The sequence below is a fragment of the Pandoraea aquatica genome, from assembly GCF_902459565.1.
In the GTDB taxonomy this organism is placed as follows: domain Bacteria; phylum Pseudomonadota; class Gammaproteobacteria; order Burkholderiales; family Burkholderiaceae; genus Pandoraea; species Pandoraea aquatica.
The window spans coordinates 487,245-503,757 of record NZ_CABPSN010000004.1; the positions used below are offsets into that span (position 1 = coordinate 487,245).

Genomic DNA, 16,513 nt, shown 5'->3' on the forward strand with positions numbered 1-16,513 from the left:
AGCCGGGTGCCGCCAATCCCCGCGGCCCGGAAGCTTGAGAGAGCTGAGCGGGAGGCGGCCGGAGCGACAAACCTGCGTGTTCCTCGGCCCTAAGGAAATTGAGCGGAGCCGAAGCGGCAACGAGGCACCACCGACCAAAACTTCCGCGAAATTCAGCATAACCTGCTGCCGGATGCGGCTTCGTGGGTTCATCGCAGCGCAATGTGCGTCAAACCGACGCCAACGCGATACATTCGTGCGATAATCAAAAGTTCCGCGAATCGAAACGTCACCGATGCCCATGAAGGGGTATCCGCGCAGGATTCATAAACGGTTTTAAATCAATGTGTTAGCAATGTTATGGCTCTGATCGTACACAAATACGGCGGCACGTCGATGGGCTCGGTGGAGCGCATCAAGAATGTCGCCAAGCGCGTGGCCAAGTGGCATAAGGCCGGTCACAAGATGGTGGTGGTGCCGTCGGCGATGTCCGGCGAAACCAATCGTCTGCTGGGCCTGGCCAAAGAAATTTCGGCCAATCCGGATCCGCGCGAACTCGACGCCATTGCCGCCACGGGCGAGCAAGTGAGCGTTGGCCTGCTGGCAATGGCCCTCAAAGAGGCCGGCGTCGATGCCGTGAGCTATGCCGGCTGGCAAGTACCGATCAAGACCGACAGCGCTTTCACCAAAGCCCGCATTTCGGAAATCGACGACAAGCGCGTCATGGCCGATCTCGATGCCGGCCGCGTGGTCGTCATCACCGGCTTCCAGGGGATCGATCCGAACGGCAACGTGACCACGCTCGGTCGCGGCGGCTCGGACACCTCGGCGGTTGCGGTCGCGGCGGCCCTCAAGGCCGATGAGTGCCTGATCTACACCGACGTCGATGGCGTGTACACGACCGACCCGCGTGTGGTCGACGAGGCTCGCCGCCTCGATAAGGTGACCTTCGAAGAGATGCTGGAAATGGCCAGCCTCGGTTCCAAGGTGCTGCAGATCCGCTCGGTGGAATTCGCCGGCAAGTACCAAGTCAAGACTCGCGTGTTGTCGAGCCTGACTGACCCGATGATCGCGCTCGACGAAGAAGCGCGCTCGGGCACGCTGATTACTTTTGAGGAAGACGAACAAATGGAAAAGGCCATCATCTCGGGTATCGCATTCCAGCGCGACGAGGCCAAGATCACCGTGCGTGGCGTGCCGGATCGCCCGGGCATTGCGTACCAGATTCTCGGCCCGATCGCCGACGCGAACATCGATGTCGACATGATCATCCAGAACCTGAGCGTCGAAGGGAAGACCGACTTCACGTTCACCGTGCCGCGTGGCGACTACCAGCGCGCCATGACGCTGCTGCAAAGCGACGTGCAAGGCCATATCGGTGCTGCCGAAGTCATCGGCGACCCGAAGGTGTCGAAGGTGTCGATCGTCGGCGTGGGCATGCGCTCGCACGTGGGTATCGCCAGCAAGGCATTCCGCACGCTGTCGGAAGAGGGCATCAACATCCAGCTGATCTCCACGTCCGAGATCAAGATCTCGGTGCTGATCGACGAGAAGTACATGGAGCTCGCCGTGCGCGCGCTGCATAAGGCCTTCGAACTCGATCAGGCGTAATCGATCGTTAGCGGTTCTGAGCGGTCGTCATCGATCGCACGCCGTCGCTTCGGATGGCAAAAAAAGCGGGCCGCATGTGAGCGTGATGCATGCGGCGCGCAACGGAATTTTCGGGCAGCGATGCGGGAAAATTCCCGTGTACGTGTCGGGTGCATGACAGGTACGCAAAAAAAGTTGGGTTTCGATGCGGATAATGTTTGACGGCATCGAGAACAGCCGGTAGTATCACGGTCTCGTCGCATCACCTCCCTGGTGCGACGACAAGTTTGGGAGACGTGGCCGAGAGGTCGAAGGCACTCCCCTGCTAAGGGAGCATCTGGGCCAAAACCTGGATCGAGGGTTCGAATCCCTCCGTCTCCGCCAAGTCGCCTTGGCGGAACACCCCCGGCTCTTCGCGGAGAGCCGGGGGTTTTTTCTTTCCCGAGTTCGCGCGTTGGCGATACCTCGCGCGTCGATATCCTCTCTTCTTCGAGCGAGAACAACCATGTCGACTGTCACTACCGATTCCGGCCTGCAATACGAAGACCTGCAAGTGGGCGATGGCGCTGAAGCCACCCCGGGCAAGACCGTGACCGTGCATTACACGGGCTGGCTGACCGACGGCAAGAAATTCGATTCCAGCAAAGACCGCAACGATCCGTTCGCCTTCGTGCTCGGCGGCGGCATGGTCATTCGTGGTTGGGACGAAGGCGTTGCCGGCATGAAGGTCGGCGGCAAGCGCAAGCTCATTATTCCGGCCGAACTCGGCTACGGTGCACGCGGCGCAGGCGGCGTGATTCCGCCGAACGCCACCCTGGTCTTCGAGGTTGATCTGTTGGACGTCTGAAGCATCGAAACGCCGCCCGAACCACACTGAGGCGGCACAGTCGAAGCAACAGACACCCCCGGTGCCTCGAAGGCGCCGGGGGTGTTGTCTTTTGGAGTTCTCAAATACATGTGGGCCGACGTCACGAGCGTGGGTTGCACAAAGGAGCCTTTACGAGGTGTCTCACTCTGTAAGTCCGCTTTCCCCCAGGTCCCCTGTCTCGCGATTCTGGTTCCCCTTCTCGCTGGTGCTCTTCGAGTTCGCGGTCTACATCTCGAACGACATGATCATGCCCGGCATGCCGCTCGTGACGCGCGAGTTCGGCGCGTCTGCGGAAATGACCACGCTGGCGCTGACCGCCGCCATGCTCGGCAACGCAAGTCTGCAATGGCTGCTCGGCCCGCTCGCCGACCGCTTCGGTCGTCGTCGTGTGCTGCTCTCCGGCCTCACCATGTTCATCGTCGCGTGTCTGGCGGTGCATTACGTGCAGACGATGCCGCAGTTCATTGCGCTGCGCTTTCTGCAAGGCATGGGCTGCTGCTTCGTGCTGACGGTGGGGTATCCGACGGTGCATGAGGCGTTCGAAGAGAAGACCGCTGTGCGTGTGATGGCGCTCATGGCGAACGTGTCGCTGCTCTCGCCGCTGTTCGGGCCGCTCGCTGGTGCCGCTGTCGTGTCGTTCTGGCCGTGGCGCAGCATCTTCTGGCTGATCGCCATCGTCGCGGTGTTCTCGTTCGTCGGGTTGTATCGCACGATGCCCGAGCTGTCGCGTCACGATCGTAACGCGCTGAACGCCAAGCAGCTGTGGGCGGGCTATAAGCTGCCGCTGTCCAGTGGACGTTTCTGGCGCGGTGCGGTGCTCACGGGGCTGGCGGTGACGCCGTTGCTCTCCTGGATCGCGCTAGGCCCGGTGTTCCTGATCGAGCGTGCCGGGCTGTCGCAGATGCAGTACGCCATGCTGCAAGTGCCGGTGTTCGCGGCGCTGATTCTCGGCAACGTGCTGCTCGCGCGTCAGGTCGGGCGTTGGTCGAACGGGCGTCTGCTGGCGACAGGCGTGGCGGCCATGCTGATCGGAGCAGCGGTGTCGCTCATCGGAACGGCCATCCTCGCACCGGGCTATCCGGCGTTGCTCATCGGCACGACGCTGCATGCGTTCGGCATGGGCATGTGCTACGGCGTGGTGTATCGCCAGTCGCTGTTCGCCGTCGATAGTCCCAACCGGGCGACGGTCGCAGGCATGCTCAGCATGATCACCATCGTCGTTGCGGTGGCCGTGATCGAAGCGGTGAAGTTCGCCTACTTGCATTTCGGCGATGCTGCGCTTGGCATCGGTGCGATGCTGGCGGCGGCGCTCGTGGCGGTGCTTGCGGCGAATTTCGTCCCGCCACCCGCGCAGGACACGCTCGCGCAATCGGGTCGGAAGTCGTGAGCGATTCGGATGATCGGAGTGGTCGCAGCGACTTATCTCTTTTCCCGCAATAGTTTCGCATTCGTGCGGTTTGCGGCAAAAGACGTCGAAATCGATGGCGATTCGGCCTGTCTGATCGAGTGCAGATTCCGGAATTCAGCGAATCACCTAAAAGCCCGTCATTCCATAGAGTTCAGAAAACCATTCGACTAACCTCCACATGAACGTTGCGAACTTAATAGATACGTTGTTCGAGTGGATGCGGGGAGTGTTAATGGCGAAGCAGCCATTGGTTATTTCTTAACCCTTGCAAAGGATGGGTGTCGAAAGGTTGCGTTGGCAGACGGGTGCAAATAGAAATAGAACGGACCAAATAAGCAGAATTCTTGCGCGCGGATTCCTTCTCAGCCGGGAAGTGCCCATATTCAGTCATGGCGCTATTGGAACGCTCGGAATGGTACGACATCGCCCGGTCTACCAATTGGACTCCGACGTATGTAGAAGAGTCGGAATTATTCCCGGATCTGATGACGGGTAGTATGGGTATTGCGGTCGAAAGCTGGGAGGCGTTCGACGAACCGTACAAGATTAGTTATCCAGAGTATGTGCGTGTACAACGTGACAAGGACGCTGGCGTTTATTCTGTCAAGGCAGCACTCGAGCGCAGCCAAATGTACGAGAACGCGGACCCGGGGTGGTTGTCGGTTCTCAAGCTTCACTACAGCACTCTGGCGCTGGTCGAATACGTTGGTATGCATGTACAGGCGCGCATGGTGCGATTCGGCCGCGCGCCGGGTATGCGGAATATGGCGACCTTCGGCATGCTCGACGAGAGCCGGCATACGCAAATTCAATTGTATTTCGCCCATGAATACTGTGCGAAAGACCGACAGTTCGATTGGGTGCACAAGCTTCTCCACACCAATTCGTTAGCCGGTATCGCGGCGCGTTCTGGGGCCGATGATCTGGCTCACTCGCGTAGCGCGGCCGAAATCGCAGTGATGCTGAGCTTTGGGCTCGAAACGAGCTTCACCAATATGCAGTTCCTCGGTCTGGCCTCCGATGCTGTCGAGGTCGGGGATTTCACCTTCTCCAGCCTGATATCCAGCATTCAGACCGACGAAGCCCGTCATGCCCAGATCGGCGGCTCGGTGCTGAGAATCATGATCGACAACGGCCAAGTGGCGCAGGCACAAAAGCTTGTCGATATCGCCATCGCACGCGCTTGGTGCATGTTCTGTGTGCCTGCCGGGACGTCGATGGATTATGGGATGCCCCTGGATCGCAGAAAGCAGTCATTCCGGGAGTTCATGCAGGAATGGATTTTCGATCAATTTGAACGTTCGCTGATCGAGATGGGGCTTTCCCGCCCGTGGTACTGGGATCAGATGATCGCTGAGTCGCAGTATCAGCACCATGCCTATCAGCTTGCCGCATGGTTCTGGCGCCCGGCCATGTCGTGGAATCCGGCGGCCGGCGTGACGCACGGGTGTCGCGACTGGCTCGAGGAAAAATACCCGGGATGGAACGACACCTTTGGTAAAGCCTGGGACGTCATCATCGAGAATCTGCTGGCTGGAAAGCATGAACTGACATTGCCCGAGACGGTTCCGATCATCTGCAACGTGAATCAGTTGCCGATCTGCGCGATCCCTGGCGACGGGTGGAGTGTAAAGGACCATCCTCTGGACTATAACGGCCGCACCTATCACTTCAATTCGGAAATCGAACGGTGGGTGTTTGAGCAGGATCCGACACGTTACCGTGATCACTTGAGTCTGTCGGACCGCTTGCTCGCAGGCAAGATTGTCCCGCCCGATTTGGCCGGCGCTTTCAAATATATGGGCCTGGCTCCGGGTGAAATGGGCGATGACGCGCACGGATACCGCTGGGTTGAAACCTACCGCAATAACCCTTACGAGCGAAAGGCCGCATGAGGCTGGGGCAATGGGAGCGCGCATATGGCGGACTTTTCGGTAATTTCAAACTTTCAGTACGACTTTGTGCTGCAGTTGGTCACCGTTGACACCGAAGATACGATGGACGAAGTGGCTACCAAGGCCGCATTTCATTCCGTTGGCCGGCGCGTCGCGCCACGGCCGGGCAAAGTGGTGAGGGTGCGTCGCCAGGGGGAAGAGTCGTTCTTTCCACGAGAGGCAAAGTTGATCGAAACGGACATTAAGCCGATGGAGGCGCTTGAATTCATTTTTTGCGATAAGTGAGTGGGCCACGCGACTCCGGAAAGTTTGTTCTCTTGACCGGCCGGATCGAAACGGCGGACGATCGTGTCCGGTTCTAATCCACGCAATTACTTTGATGCGAGGCGGAAATGGACGATTCCGAAGTCCTGAAGCCGTTGAAGACCTGGAGTCATCTGGCGTCGCGGCGGCGCAAACCGAGTGAATACGAAATCGTATCGACCAATCTCACGTATGACGGAGATAATCCGGACGCCCCGTTCGAGATGGATCCGAACATGGAGATGGCGCAATGGTTCAGGCAATATCGCCATGGCGCAGCGTTGAAGCACCCCGATTGGGAAGCATTTCGTGATCCGGACGAGCTGGTGTATCGCACCTACAATCTGCTCCAGGACGGACAGGAAGCCTATGTGTTTGGCCTGCTGGACCAGTTTTCCGCCCGGGGGCACGACGTCATGCTTGAGCGCCACTGGGCCGGTACGCTGGCGCGTCTATACACCCCGGCACGTTTCTTGTTCCATGCCCTGCAGATGGGATCTGCGTATCTGGCGCAGATGGCACCAGCCTCGACCATTGTGAATTGCGCGGTCTTTCAGGCCGCCGACTCCCTGCGTTGGTTGACGCACACGGCGTACCGAACCAAGGAGCTTTCCTCCACGTTCAAGGAAATGGGATTCGGTAGCGACGAGCGCCGGTACTGGGAGCAAGGCCCGGCATGGCAGGGCTGGCGCAAGCTTGTCGAGCATGCGCTTGTTGCCTGGGACTGGGGCGAGAGCTTTGTAGCACTGAATCTGGTGGTCAGGCCGGCAGTAGAAGGTGCAGTGTTGCGCGGCCTGGGCCAGGCGGCCAGACAAAACGGTGATACGTTGCTTGGGTTGTTGATCGACGCTGACCTTGCCGACGCTCAACGACATCGACGTTGGGCCGCCAAGCTTGTGGAAATGGCGTTGACACAGGAGGCGAACCGGCCCGTCATCGCGGGCTGGCTGAAAAAGTGGGAGCCTCTGGCCGACGATGCGGTGTCCCGCTATTGTTCGGCGCTGCCCGATGTGCAGGAAGCTGAAGAGGAAACCATCGCGGCAGCACGCGATTTCAGACGTGGCATGGGCTTGTCCTCCTCATGACTTAAGCGCCCCCTCAGACACACGCGTTCACTTGTTCGGTCCGTGCATTCGATATCAAGCGACAAACGCCAGCGAAGGTCATTCGCTGGCGTTTTTTTGTGATGCATCAACTGTGAGCGCGTTCGTCGACCACTGTTTCGGCGTTTGTAGCATCAGGGGTCTCTGCGCTGTCGGTCGACGGGTGAGCTGGCGCCGCGCCCCCGGCCCGTGCCGTTGGTGATCCGGGCGCCGCTGGCGCAGGCGTCGCGTAGTAATCGCGTTCCCACTTCTCGTGATTGGTCTTGGCTTGCTGCAACTCGGGGGTGAGCGGGGCAAACGACAGCAGCAGCTTGTTGAGCCAGGAGACAGGCGCTTTGCAAGGACGCTCGAAGTCGACAAACAGCACGACACGCGTCTCATCGGTGTCGTTGTGCACCTGATGCTCGTAAGCGTCGTCGAAGATCACCGCGCGATTCGCTTGCCAGACATAGCGTTGTCCGTCGACCTCGATCCAGCACTTCTCGCGCTCGCGCGGCACCTTCAATGCCAGATGCAAGCGCAGCACGCCGTTATACGGGCCGCGATGCAGGGGAATCTTCTTGCCCGGCGACAGGATCGAGAAGAAGGCCGTGCGAAGGCCGGGAATGCCATCGAGTGCGGCGGCGGTCGCCGGGCAGCGTGCGAGGTTGCGCTCGGCACGCATGCCGTAACCGAGGAAGACGAACGTCTGCCACTGATGGTCTTGCGTGATGGTGGCGACGTCGGGAGAGATCTCGTGGAACGCGGGCAGACGTCCCGGCGTGGCGAGGACAGCTTCGAGTTCGCGGGCGATAGCCGGTGCCTGAGCCTCGATCGCTTCGACCCAGGGGAACTGGGCGTTATCGAAAATCGGCTTGTCGCCGACCAGAGAGTGACGGGCAATGCTGCGTTGCGCCGCTTCCACACACTGAAAGAAAAATTTGGCGAGCCAGCGGGGCAGGGTACGGTTGGGGTTCTGCACGGGCGATCGTGTGGCACTCAACGTCGGCCTCCAGGGCGGAAATGAGGGAACCAGGCCGGCGAGCCTGTGTCTTTCAGTGCGGTGAACGCCGGGCTTTTGGGTACAATTGTCGCGCGGTCCGGCCGTGACGCCAAGCCTCATGCGGGAAATGTGCGTGAGGGCGTGGTTACAGGATGTTTCGGGCGGATCGAAGGGGTGGGGCTGGATGCGTCCGGACCCCGGGGCAGGCTGGCGCTGGCCGACCAACACAGGAGACGCATGAACGCGCGCACAACACGGCATCCACACACGACCCGGGGCTCGCTCCGCAGTTTCGTGACCTCTCTGGCGTCAGCGCTTGTCCCGACGCCGCGCGCCGATCTCGCCGTCTCATCCGTTCGCGCCGTTCGTTTTGGCTTCCGGCGCATCTCCCGAGTACTGGTGGTGTCGCGCGCCGCGACCGTCGCTGCGGCATTGGCTGCCGGTCTCCTTGCGACGTCCCCGGCCCACGCGAAATATGCCATCGCTCAGTACGGCGAGCCGAAATATCCGCAAGGGTTCACGCATTTCGATTACGTCAATCCCGATGCGCCGCGCGGCGGCACGTTGACACTCGCGAACCCGGATCGCCGCACCAGCTTCGATAAATTCAATCCGTTCACGTTGCGCGGCACGTCTGCGCCGGGCGTGTCCGGACTCATGTTCGAGACACTCGGCATCGGCAGCGCCGACGAGCCCGCAACCGTCTACGGCCTGCTCGCGGACGATATCGCCGTCGCCCCCGACGGGGCCTCTGTCACGTTCCACCTCAACCCGGCCGCGCGCTTCAACAACGGCGACCCGGTCACGGCGCAGGACGTCAAGTATTCCTTCGACACGCTGATGAGTCCTCAGTCGGCCCCCGGCTTCAAGGTGATGCTGGCTGACGTGAAGGGCGTGAGCGTGCTCGACAACCGCCGCGTGCGGTTCGACTTCAAACGCGTGAGCCCCGATCTGCCGCTGCTCGTGGCGTCGGTGCCGGTGTTCTCGCCCAAGTGGAGCGTGGGGGCGGACGGTAAGAAAAAGGCCTTCGATGCGCTGACCTTCGAGCGTCCGGTGGCGAGCGGTCCCTATCTGATCGAATCGTACGATGGCGGGCGTCGCATCACCTTCCGACGCGATCCGAAGTACTGGGGCAACGACCTGCCGGTGCGACGCGGCACCTACAACTTCGAGCGCATCGTCTACAAGCTCTACTCCGATGACATCGTGCGGCTCGAAGGCTTCAAGGCGGGCGAGTTCGACGCGATCACCGAATACCGCGCCCGGAGTTGGGTGCGCAGCTACGTCGGCAAGCGCTTCAAGGATGGTGAGTTGATCAAGCGCGAGTTCTCGCACCACAATGCGGCGGGCATGCAGGGCTTCATTGTGAACACGCGGCGCGACTTGTTCAAAGACGTGCGTGTGCGCAAGGCGCTCGATCTCGCGCTCGACTATCAGTGGCTCAACCGTCAACTGTTCTACAACCAGTATCAGCGCATTTACAGCTACTTCACGAACAGCGATCTCGCTGCGCGCGGCATGCCAAGCGAGGCGGAGTTGAAGCTGCTCGAACCGCTGCGCAAGAAGCTGGATCCGGCCGTGTTCGGACCGATGGTCGTGCAACCGACGACCACGCCTCCTGCGAGCCTGCGCGATAACCTGCGCGAGGCGCGCGAACTGCTGGCGCAGGCGGGCTGGACGTATCGCGATGGCGCGCTGCGCAATGCGAAGGGCGAGCCGTTCGTCTTTGAGTTTCTCGACGATGGCGGCGCGATGGGGCCGGTGGCGTCGGCGTATGCCCGCAATCTTGCGAAGCTCGGCATCACACTCAATTTCCGTCAGAGCGATTTCGCGCTCTATCAAAAGCGCATCGAGACGTTCGACTTCGACATGATCTCGCTGCGCTATCCCGATTCGCAGATTCCCGGCACCGAACTGCTTGATCGTTTCGGCAGCCAGTCGGCGAATGTGGAGGGTTCGGATAACGTGATCGGCCTGAAGGATCCGGCCGTCGATTCGCTGCTTGGCAGCCTCGTGCGTGCGCACACGTACGACGATCTCGTAGCCGCCGCGCGCGCGCTCGACCGGGTGCTGATGCACGGCTATTACATCGTGCCGCACTGGTTCTCGTCGACGCATCGCATGGCGTACAAACGCAATCTGCAATTCCCGGAAAAATTGCCACTGTACTTCACCGCCGAAGGCTGGCTCGTCTCGATGTGGTGGGACGGCGGTGCGACGGCAGGGAGTGGTTCGCCGCGAGACGCGGCTGCTCCGGCAACTTCAGCCGATTCGGCAGCTTCAGCAGACTCAGCAGCTTCGAAAGGAGTGACCCGTTAATCATGTGGTCCTACATTCTCAAACGACTGCTGATCATGATTCCGACGTTGCTCGGCGTGATTACGCTGACCTTCGCGGTGATTCAGTTCGTGCCCGGCGGCCCCGTCGAGCAGGTGATGCTCGAGCTCAAGGGGCGCGGCGGTGGCGGCGAGGCCAGTGGTGGCGGAGGCGGCAGCGACTATCGCGGACGTCGCGGTATCGATGCGCAGCAGCTCGCCCAGATCAAGGCACTCTACGGCTTCGACAAGACGCCGATGGAGCGCTACTGGCTCATGCTCAAACGCTTTGCGCGTTTCGACCTCGGACAGAGCTATTTCCATCATCAGAGCGTGTGGTCGCTGATCGTCTCGAAGCTGCCAGTGTCGATTTCGCTGGGGCTATGGACGTTCTTCCTCACTTACCTGATATCGGTGCCGTTGGGTATCGCCAAGGCGGTGCGCAACGGGTCTCGCTTCGATACGCTCACGAGTCTGGTCGTGCTGGTGGGCTACGCCATCCCCGGCTTCGTGCTCGGCGTGTTGCTGCTGGTGCTGTTCGGCGGCGGCACGTTCTGGCAGTTGTTCCCGTTGCGCGAACTCGTCTCGGACAACTGGAGCGATCTGTCGTGGCCGGCGAAGATCACTGACTATCTGTGGCACATCACGTTGCCGGTGACCGCGTCCGTGGTCGGTAGTTTTGCCGTCATCACCATGCTGACGAAGAACGCATTCCTCGACGAAATCCGCCGTCAATACGTGCTGACGGCGCGTGCCAAAGGATTGTCCGAGCGCAAGGTGCTGTTCAAGCACGTGTTCCGCAATGCGCTGATTCCGCTCATCACCGGCTTTCCAGCGGCATTCATCGGCGCATTCTTCGCGGGCAGTCTGCTGATCGAGACGTTGTTCTCGCTCGACGGATTGGGCCGGCTGTCATACGAATCGGTGCAGCGCCGCGACTATCCGGTCGTGCTCGGCTCGCTGTATCTGTTCACGCTCATCGGGCTGGTGACCAAGCTCATCTCCGACCTTTGCTACGTGCTGGTCGATCCGCGTATTCAATTCGATCGAGTGGAGCACTGACGTGACCCGATCCGCCACGCCATCGCAACGCCCGACGTCCTATGCCGCATCGCCTTCGCGCTCGCCGCGCTGGCGCGTCTGGCGGCGCTTTCGTAGCCACCGGCTCGGTTACTGGAGCCTCGTCGCCTTCGTCGTGCTGTTCGGTATCAGCCTGTTTGCCGAGGTCATCGCGAACGATAAACCGTGGGTCGTGCGCTATGAAGGGCAGTGGTACTTCCCGTTGGTGAAGACGTATCCCGAAGCGACCTTCGGCGGCGACTTCCCGACACCGACGGACTATCTCGACCCTTTTATCGAAGACCGCATTCGCGCGGGCGATAACTTCGCGATCTATCCGCCGGTGCGCTACAGCTACGACACTATCAACTACTTTGCGAAGGTGCCGAATCCGGCGCCGCCGTCGTCCGAGAACTGGCTGGGGACGGACGACCGCGGCCGCGATGTCTTCGCACGGCTGCTCTACGGCTTCCGGCTGTCGGTGATCTTCGCGCTGGCGCTCACGGTCTCGGGCACGCTGCTCGGCATGCTCGCCGGCGCGGTGCAGGGCTTTTACGGCGGACGCATCGACCTCACGTTGCAACGGCTGATCGAGATCTGGGGTTCGTTGCCTGAGTTGTATCTGCTCATCATCTTCGCGTCGATCTTCGAGCCGCATTTGTGGCTGTTGTTCGTGCTGCTGTCGCTGTTCGGCTGGATCGGCCTGTCCGACTATGTACGGGCCGAATTCCTGCGTAATCGTCAACTGGATTACGTGCGCGCGGCGCGGGCGATGGGGCTGTCGAACTGGCAGATCATTCGACGTCACGTATTGCCCAACAGCATGACGCCGGTCATCACGTTCCTGCCGTTTCGCATGAGTGGGGCGATTCTGGCGCTCACCAGTCTCGACTTCCTCGGGCTCGGCGTGCCGCCACCGACACCGAGCCTTGGCGAACTGCTCAATCAGGGCAAGGCGAACCTCGACGCGTGGTGGATTTCGCTGGCGACGTTCGTCGTACTCGTGCTCACGTTGTTGTTGCTCACGTTCATGGGAGACGCCTTGCGCAATGCGCTCGACACGCGTGTCGCAGACAAGCAGGCTGCGGCCGGGGGGGCGATGTGAACGCGCCGCTCCTCAGTATCGAAAACCTCTCGGTGCGCTTCGGCGACACCGAAGCCGTGAAGGATGTGAGCCTTGCCATCGAACGTGGCGAGCGCGTCGCGCTGGTCGGCGAGTCGGGGTCGGGCAAGAGCGTGACGGCGCTCGCCATTCTGCGTCTGTTGCAGGACGTGCAGATTCACGGGCGCATTCTGCTCGACGGCGTGGATCTCGCCTCGGTGAGCGAGCGCGAAATGCGCGGGCTGCGCGGCAACGACGTCGCCATGATCTTTCAAGAGCCGATGACGGCGCTCAATCCGCTCTATCCGATCGGTGAGCAAATTGCCGAGGCGCTGGAGCTGCACGAAGGGCTTTCCAAGAAGGACGCCAAGTCGCGCGCGATCGAACTGCTGCGCCGCACGGGCATTCCGGAGCCGGAGCGTCGCGTGTCGCACTTCCCGCATGAGTTGTCGGGCGGTCAGCGGCAGCGTGCCATGATCGCCATGGCGCTTGCCTGCCGTCCCAAGCTGCTGCTGGCGGACGAGCCGACCACGGCGCTCGACGTCACCATCCGTGCGCAAATCATCGAATTGCTGTTGGAGTTGCAGCGCGACGCCGCCGAGAAGCGCGGTATGGCGGTGCTGCTCATCACGCACGATCTGAATCTGGTGCGACGCTTCGCACAACGCGTGGCGGTGATGGAGAAGGGCGTGCTAGTCGAGTGCGCCGACACCGAGACGCTATTCACGAATCCGCAGCATCCGTACACACGCAAGCTCATCGACAGCCGCCCGCAACGGGAAATTCATCCGGTGCTGCCGATTGCGCCGGTGTTGCTCGAAGGGCGAGGGGTGACGGTGGACTACGCGACGGCGCAGCCGGGCGTGCGCGGCTGGTTCCGGCGCGGGCGGTTCCGGGCGGTGCATCCGGTCGATTTGTCGCTGCGTCAGGGCGAGACGCTGGGCGTGGTCGGCGAGTCGGGCTCGGGCAAGACGACGCTGGCGATGGCCATGCTCGGTCTTCAGCACACGAGCGCGGGACAGATCGAGTTTCAGGGCGAACCGCTGGCGTCGTATCGCGGCACGAAGCAGCGCACGTTGCGCTCGCGCATGCAGATCGTGTTTCAGGACCCGTTCGGCTCTCTGTCGCCGCGCATGACGATCGAGGAGATCGTGGGCGAGGGGTTGGCGTTACATCGCCCGCAGATGAGCGAAGACGAGCGGCGGACCAAGGTGGCGGAAACGCTGCGCGAAGTCGGCATCGACGCGCGTGCCATGTCGCGTTACCCGCATGAGTTTTCCGGTGGTCAACGGCAACGGATTGCCATTGCCCGGGCGTTGATCGTCGATCCACAGATTCTCGTGCTGGACGAGCCGACGAGCGCGCTCGATGTGTCGATTCAGCAGCAGGTGCTCCATCTGCTGGCCCAATTGCAGATCAAGTACAACCTGAGTTACCTCTTCATCAGCCACGATCTGGCGGTCATGCGGGCGATGGCGCACCGGGTTCTGGTGTTCAAGGACGGGCATCTGGTGGAGCAGGGCGATACGGAATCGGTATTTTTTGATCCGCAGAACGACTACACCCGGGAACTGGTCGCGGCGGCCATGCTGTAGGTCCGTGACATTACCGTGAAACGTCACATAACGTCGCAGAACATCGGCTAAATCGCAAACGATTGATTGTTAATGAAAATTTCCTGATTGCGCTGATTGTTTTTTTCTATTACCTTTTGACATCATGTGACGTTCACATTACTATCGCGTACCAATTAAGTTGATTATTCAACGAGTTAACCGGTCTCGCCAGAGGTCGGTGCATACAACAAGTTCGGCGGTGGGTCAGCCGGGCGTGACTCGAAGGTTTTCAACACAGCAGCATCCTGTTGCAACTGACGAGCTACTCATCGGCCATCCGACTCAACCAACCCGGCGACCAATGCAGACGAAACCTCCGCGCACCCGCAAGACACTCCTTCTCGCGTTCACTGCCGCTGGCCTCGTCACCGCCTCGTTGACGGCGAAGGCTGACGACTACAACAATGGTCCGACTGCCGCAGCTCGTGCTGCCGCAGCCGCCATTCAAGCCAGCAACGCTTCCCCGAACACCGCCAACGTCACCACCGTGGCCACCGACGCCGCTCAGCCGGTCGTCGAAGAGTCGCGTGTGCAACGTGCGCAGAAGCTGCTGTCGAATGTGACGGACAAGGCGTCGGACGTCGTCCTTGGCGCGCTGAACTACATCGGCGTTCGTTACAAGTACGGTGGCAACACGCCGGACAGCGGTCTGGATTGCAGCGGCTTCGTGCGCTATGTGTTCCAGGACACGCTCAATTTCATGCTGCCGCGCCGCTCGGAAGAAATGAGCCAGGTGGGCGAGCGCATTGCCAAGACCGATCTGAAGCCGGGCGATCTGGTGTTCTTCAACACCATGCGTCGCAGCTTCTCCCACGTCGGTATCTATATTGGTGGCGACAAGTTCGTGCACGCCCCGGCAACGGGCGGCAAGATCCGCGTGGAAGACCTGCGCGAATCGTACTGGTCGGCGCGCTACAACGGCGCTCGCCGTGTCGAGACGCTCAAGGCCAGCGCCGAACTCACGCGCGTCGAGCAGCTGTTTAAGAACGACCACCCGATGTAAGTCGTCGATTCCCGCGAACGGTGCGGGGTTCGATGCAGACAAAAATGCCGCCCATTGGGCGGCATTTTTGTTTGAGGCGTCTGCCTAGCGTGAGGCCTGCGGCATGCCTTTAGGGGCTTCCGACTGGGCCTCGGCCAGTTTGCGCTGGATCTCCGGCCACATCTTGGCGACGGCTTCCTCGCCCGCCAGAATCGCGCGGTTGCGCCCCTGAAAGTCCGAGGCCCCCATCTTCGCCAGCGACGGACGAATCACGATGTCCGCATTCTTCTCCAGCTCGTACTGCTTGATCGACTGTCCCATGATGGTGAACGTCTGCATCAGGATGTCGAACTGGCCTTGCGTGGCCTGCGCCGTCGGATTGGCCGAGATGTCGACGGCGATGACGAAGTCCGCCCCCATCTGGCGCGCGTACTCCGCGGGCACCGGTGCAACGAGGCCGCCGTCGACGTAATCGCGACTGCCGATGTGCACCGGCTCGAATACGCCCGGCACGCTGCTCGACGCGCGCACGGCCTGGCCGGTATTGCCGCGACGGAACAGAATCGGTGCGCCGCTCTGCAAATCGGTGGCGACGATGCCCAACTGACGCGGCATCTGCTCGATCGTGCGGTCCTTGAGGACCTTGTTCACGTACGACTGAAGCGCTTCACCGCGCAACATGCCGCGTGAGCGGAACGGCATCGTCCAGTCGCTGATCGAGGCTTCGTCCATCGTCGAGGCCAGACGGTTCAGCTGGAAGCCGTTCAGGCCCGAGGCGTACATCGCGCCCACGACGCTCCCGGCGCTGGTGCCGACGACGATGTCCGCATGAATGCCGCGGGCTTCGAGCGCCTTGATGACGCCGACGTGTGCGAAGCCGCGTGCGGCACCGCCGCCGAGCGCCAGACCGATCTTCAGCGGACGAATGATCTTGGGCGGTGCGATGGGCGTGGTCGGTGTTTGCGCGACCGGCGGGACGGCCGTGGTGGCCGGCGCAGATGTCGACGCGCCTTGCGAAACCGTCGGCGGCGCGCTGGCACAGCCGGCAATCAGGGCAGCGACCGCGAGCGCGGCGAACGACGTACGCGCGGTTCGTGCGGCACCTGGCGTACGTGAGCCGCCGATCTTGCGAGCAGACATAGGGGCGGGCAAAGACACAGCGGGGGCATCGGCGGCTGTCGACAGCACAGCGCGACGCAAAATAGAGATCAACGACAACAAGGGGAAACTCCGGCAGGGCAGGACAAACGCACGTGGCACCTTGACTCGTTGTGATGGGGTGGCCAGTGCGTCGACGCGCAATTTTACGGC

At 61.2% G+C, this 16,513-nt stretch carries 13 protein-coding genes and 1 tRNA gene; 12 read left to right on the plus strand and 2 right to left on the minus strand.

Annotated elements, in window-relative coordinates:
• Nucleotides 1–339: 339 nt before the first annotated feature.
• From PAQ31011_RS16505 to PAQ31011_RS16535, 7 genes are all read left to right on the plus strand, one after another.
• Complete coding sequence (locus PAQ31011_RS16505; RefSeq protein ID WP_150576832.1) at nt 340–1,590, plus strand: aspartate kinase; 1,251 nt, start codon at nt 340–342, stop codon at nt 1,588–1,590.
• A 269-nt stretch (nt 1,591–1,859) separates the two neighbouring features.
• Nucleotides 1,860–1,953, plus strand: a tRNA-Ser gene (locus tag PAQ31011_RS16510).
• 121 nt (nt 1,954–2,074) lie between these two features.
• A complete protein-coding gene (locus tag PAQ31011_RS16515; RefSeq protein ID WP_039399124.1) occupies nt 2,075–2,416 on the plus strand; it encodes an FKBP-type peptidyl-prolyl cis-trans isomerase in 342 nt (113 codons plus the stop codon).
• 157 nt (nt 2,417–2,573) lie between these two features.
• Entirely contained in the window at nt 2,574–3,824 is a 1,251-nt protein-coding gene (locus tag PAQ31011_RS16520; protein ID WP_150576833.1) for an MFS transporter, read from the plus strand.
• A gap of 410 nt (nt 3,825–4,234) precedes the next feature.
• On the plus strand, nt 4,235–5,740 hold the full coding sequence (locus tag PAQ31011_RS16525) for a ferritin family protein (RefSeq protein ID WP_150576834.1): 1,506 nt from the start codon (nt 4,235–4,237) through the stop codon (nt 5,738–5,740).
• A gap of 24 nt (nt 5,741–5,764) precedes the next feature.
• Complete coding sequence (locus PAQ31011_RS16530; protein WP_150576835.1) at nt 5,765–6,025, plus strand: toluene-4-monooxygenase system B family protein; 261 nt, start codon at nt 5,765–5,767, stop codon at nt 6,023–6,025.
• 107 nt (nt 6,026–6,132) lie between these two features.
• Nucleotides 6,133–7,128 (plus strand): aromatic/alkene monooxygenase hydroxylase subunit beta, encoded by a 996-nt coding sequence (locus PAQ31011_RS16535; RefSeq protein ID WP_150576836.1) that lies wholly within the window; start codon nt 6,133–6,135, stop codon nt 7,126–7,128.
• Nucleotides 7,129–7,234: 106 nt separating this feature from the next.
• Here PAQ31011_RS16535 and PAQ31011_RS16540 read toward each other — a convergent pair whose 3' ends face one another.
• Nucleotides 7,235–8,128, minus strand: coding sequence for an aspartyl/asparaginyl beta-hydroxylase domain-containing protein (locus tag PAQ31011_RS16540; protein WP_246179612.1), 894 nt, complete (start codon nt 8,126–8,128; stop codon nt 7,235–7,237).
• A 237-nt stretch (nt 8,129–8,365) separates the two neighbouring features.
• Between PAQ31011_RS16540 and PAQ31011_RS16545 the strand changes: the two genes are divergently transcribed.
• The 5 genes from PAQ31011_RS16545 (at nt 8,366) to PAQ31011_RS16565 (ending at nt 15,223) form a co-directional block, all read left to right on the plus strand.
• Nucleotides 8,366–10,447 carry an extracellular solute-binding protein gene (locus tag PAQ31011_RS16545; RefSeq protein WP_246179613.1) on the plus strand — a complete coding sequence of 694 codons (2,082 nt, stop codon included), beginning with the start codon at nt 8,366–8,368 and terminating at the stop codon, nt 10,445–10,447.
• A 2-nt stretch (nt 10,448–10,449) separates the two neighbouring features.
• Nucleotides 10,450–11,505 carry a microcin C ABC transporter permease YejB gene (locus PAQ31011_RS16550; protein ID WP_039399120.1) on the plus strand — a complete coding sequence of 352 codons (1,056 nt, stop codon included), beginning with the start codon at nt 10,450–10,452 and terminating at the stop codon, nt 11,503–11,505.
• A 1-nt stretch (nt 11,506) separates the two neighbouring features.
• Nucleotides 11,507–12,607: an ABC transporter permease gene (locus tag PAQ31011_RS16555; protein WP_150576837.1), complete on the plus strand. Its 1,101-nt coding sequence runs from the start codon at nt 11,507–11,509 to the stop codon at nt 12,605–12,607.
• On the plus strand, nt 12,604–14,199 hold the full coding sequence (locus tag PAQ31011_RS16560; RefSeq protein WP_150576838.1) for an ABC transporter ATP-binding protein: 1,596 nt from the start codon (nt 12,604–12,606) through the stop codon (nt 14,197–14,199). Before PAQ31011_RS16555 ends, PAQ31011_RS16560 begins: the two co-directional genes overlap by 4 nt.
• Nucleotides 14,200–14,521: 322 nt before the next feature.
• Nucleotides 14,522–15,223: a C40 family peptidase gene (locus PAQ31011_RS16565; protein ID WP_150576839.1), complete on the plus strand. Its 702-nt coding sequence runs from the start codon at nt 14,522–14,524 to the stop codon at nt 15,221–15,223.
• A gap of 84 nt (nt 15,224–15,307) precedes the next feature.
• Here PAQ31011_RS16565 and PAQ31011_RS16570 read toward each other — a convergent pair whose 3' ends face one another.
• Nucleotides 15,308–16,342, minus strand: coding sequence for a patatin-like phospholipase family protein (locus PAQ31011_RS16570; protein WP_150576959.1), 1,035 nt, complete (start codon nt 16,340–16,342; stop codon nt 15,308–15,310).
• Nucleotides 16,343–16,513: the final 171 nt, after the last annotated feature.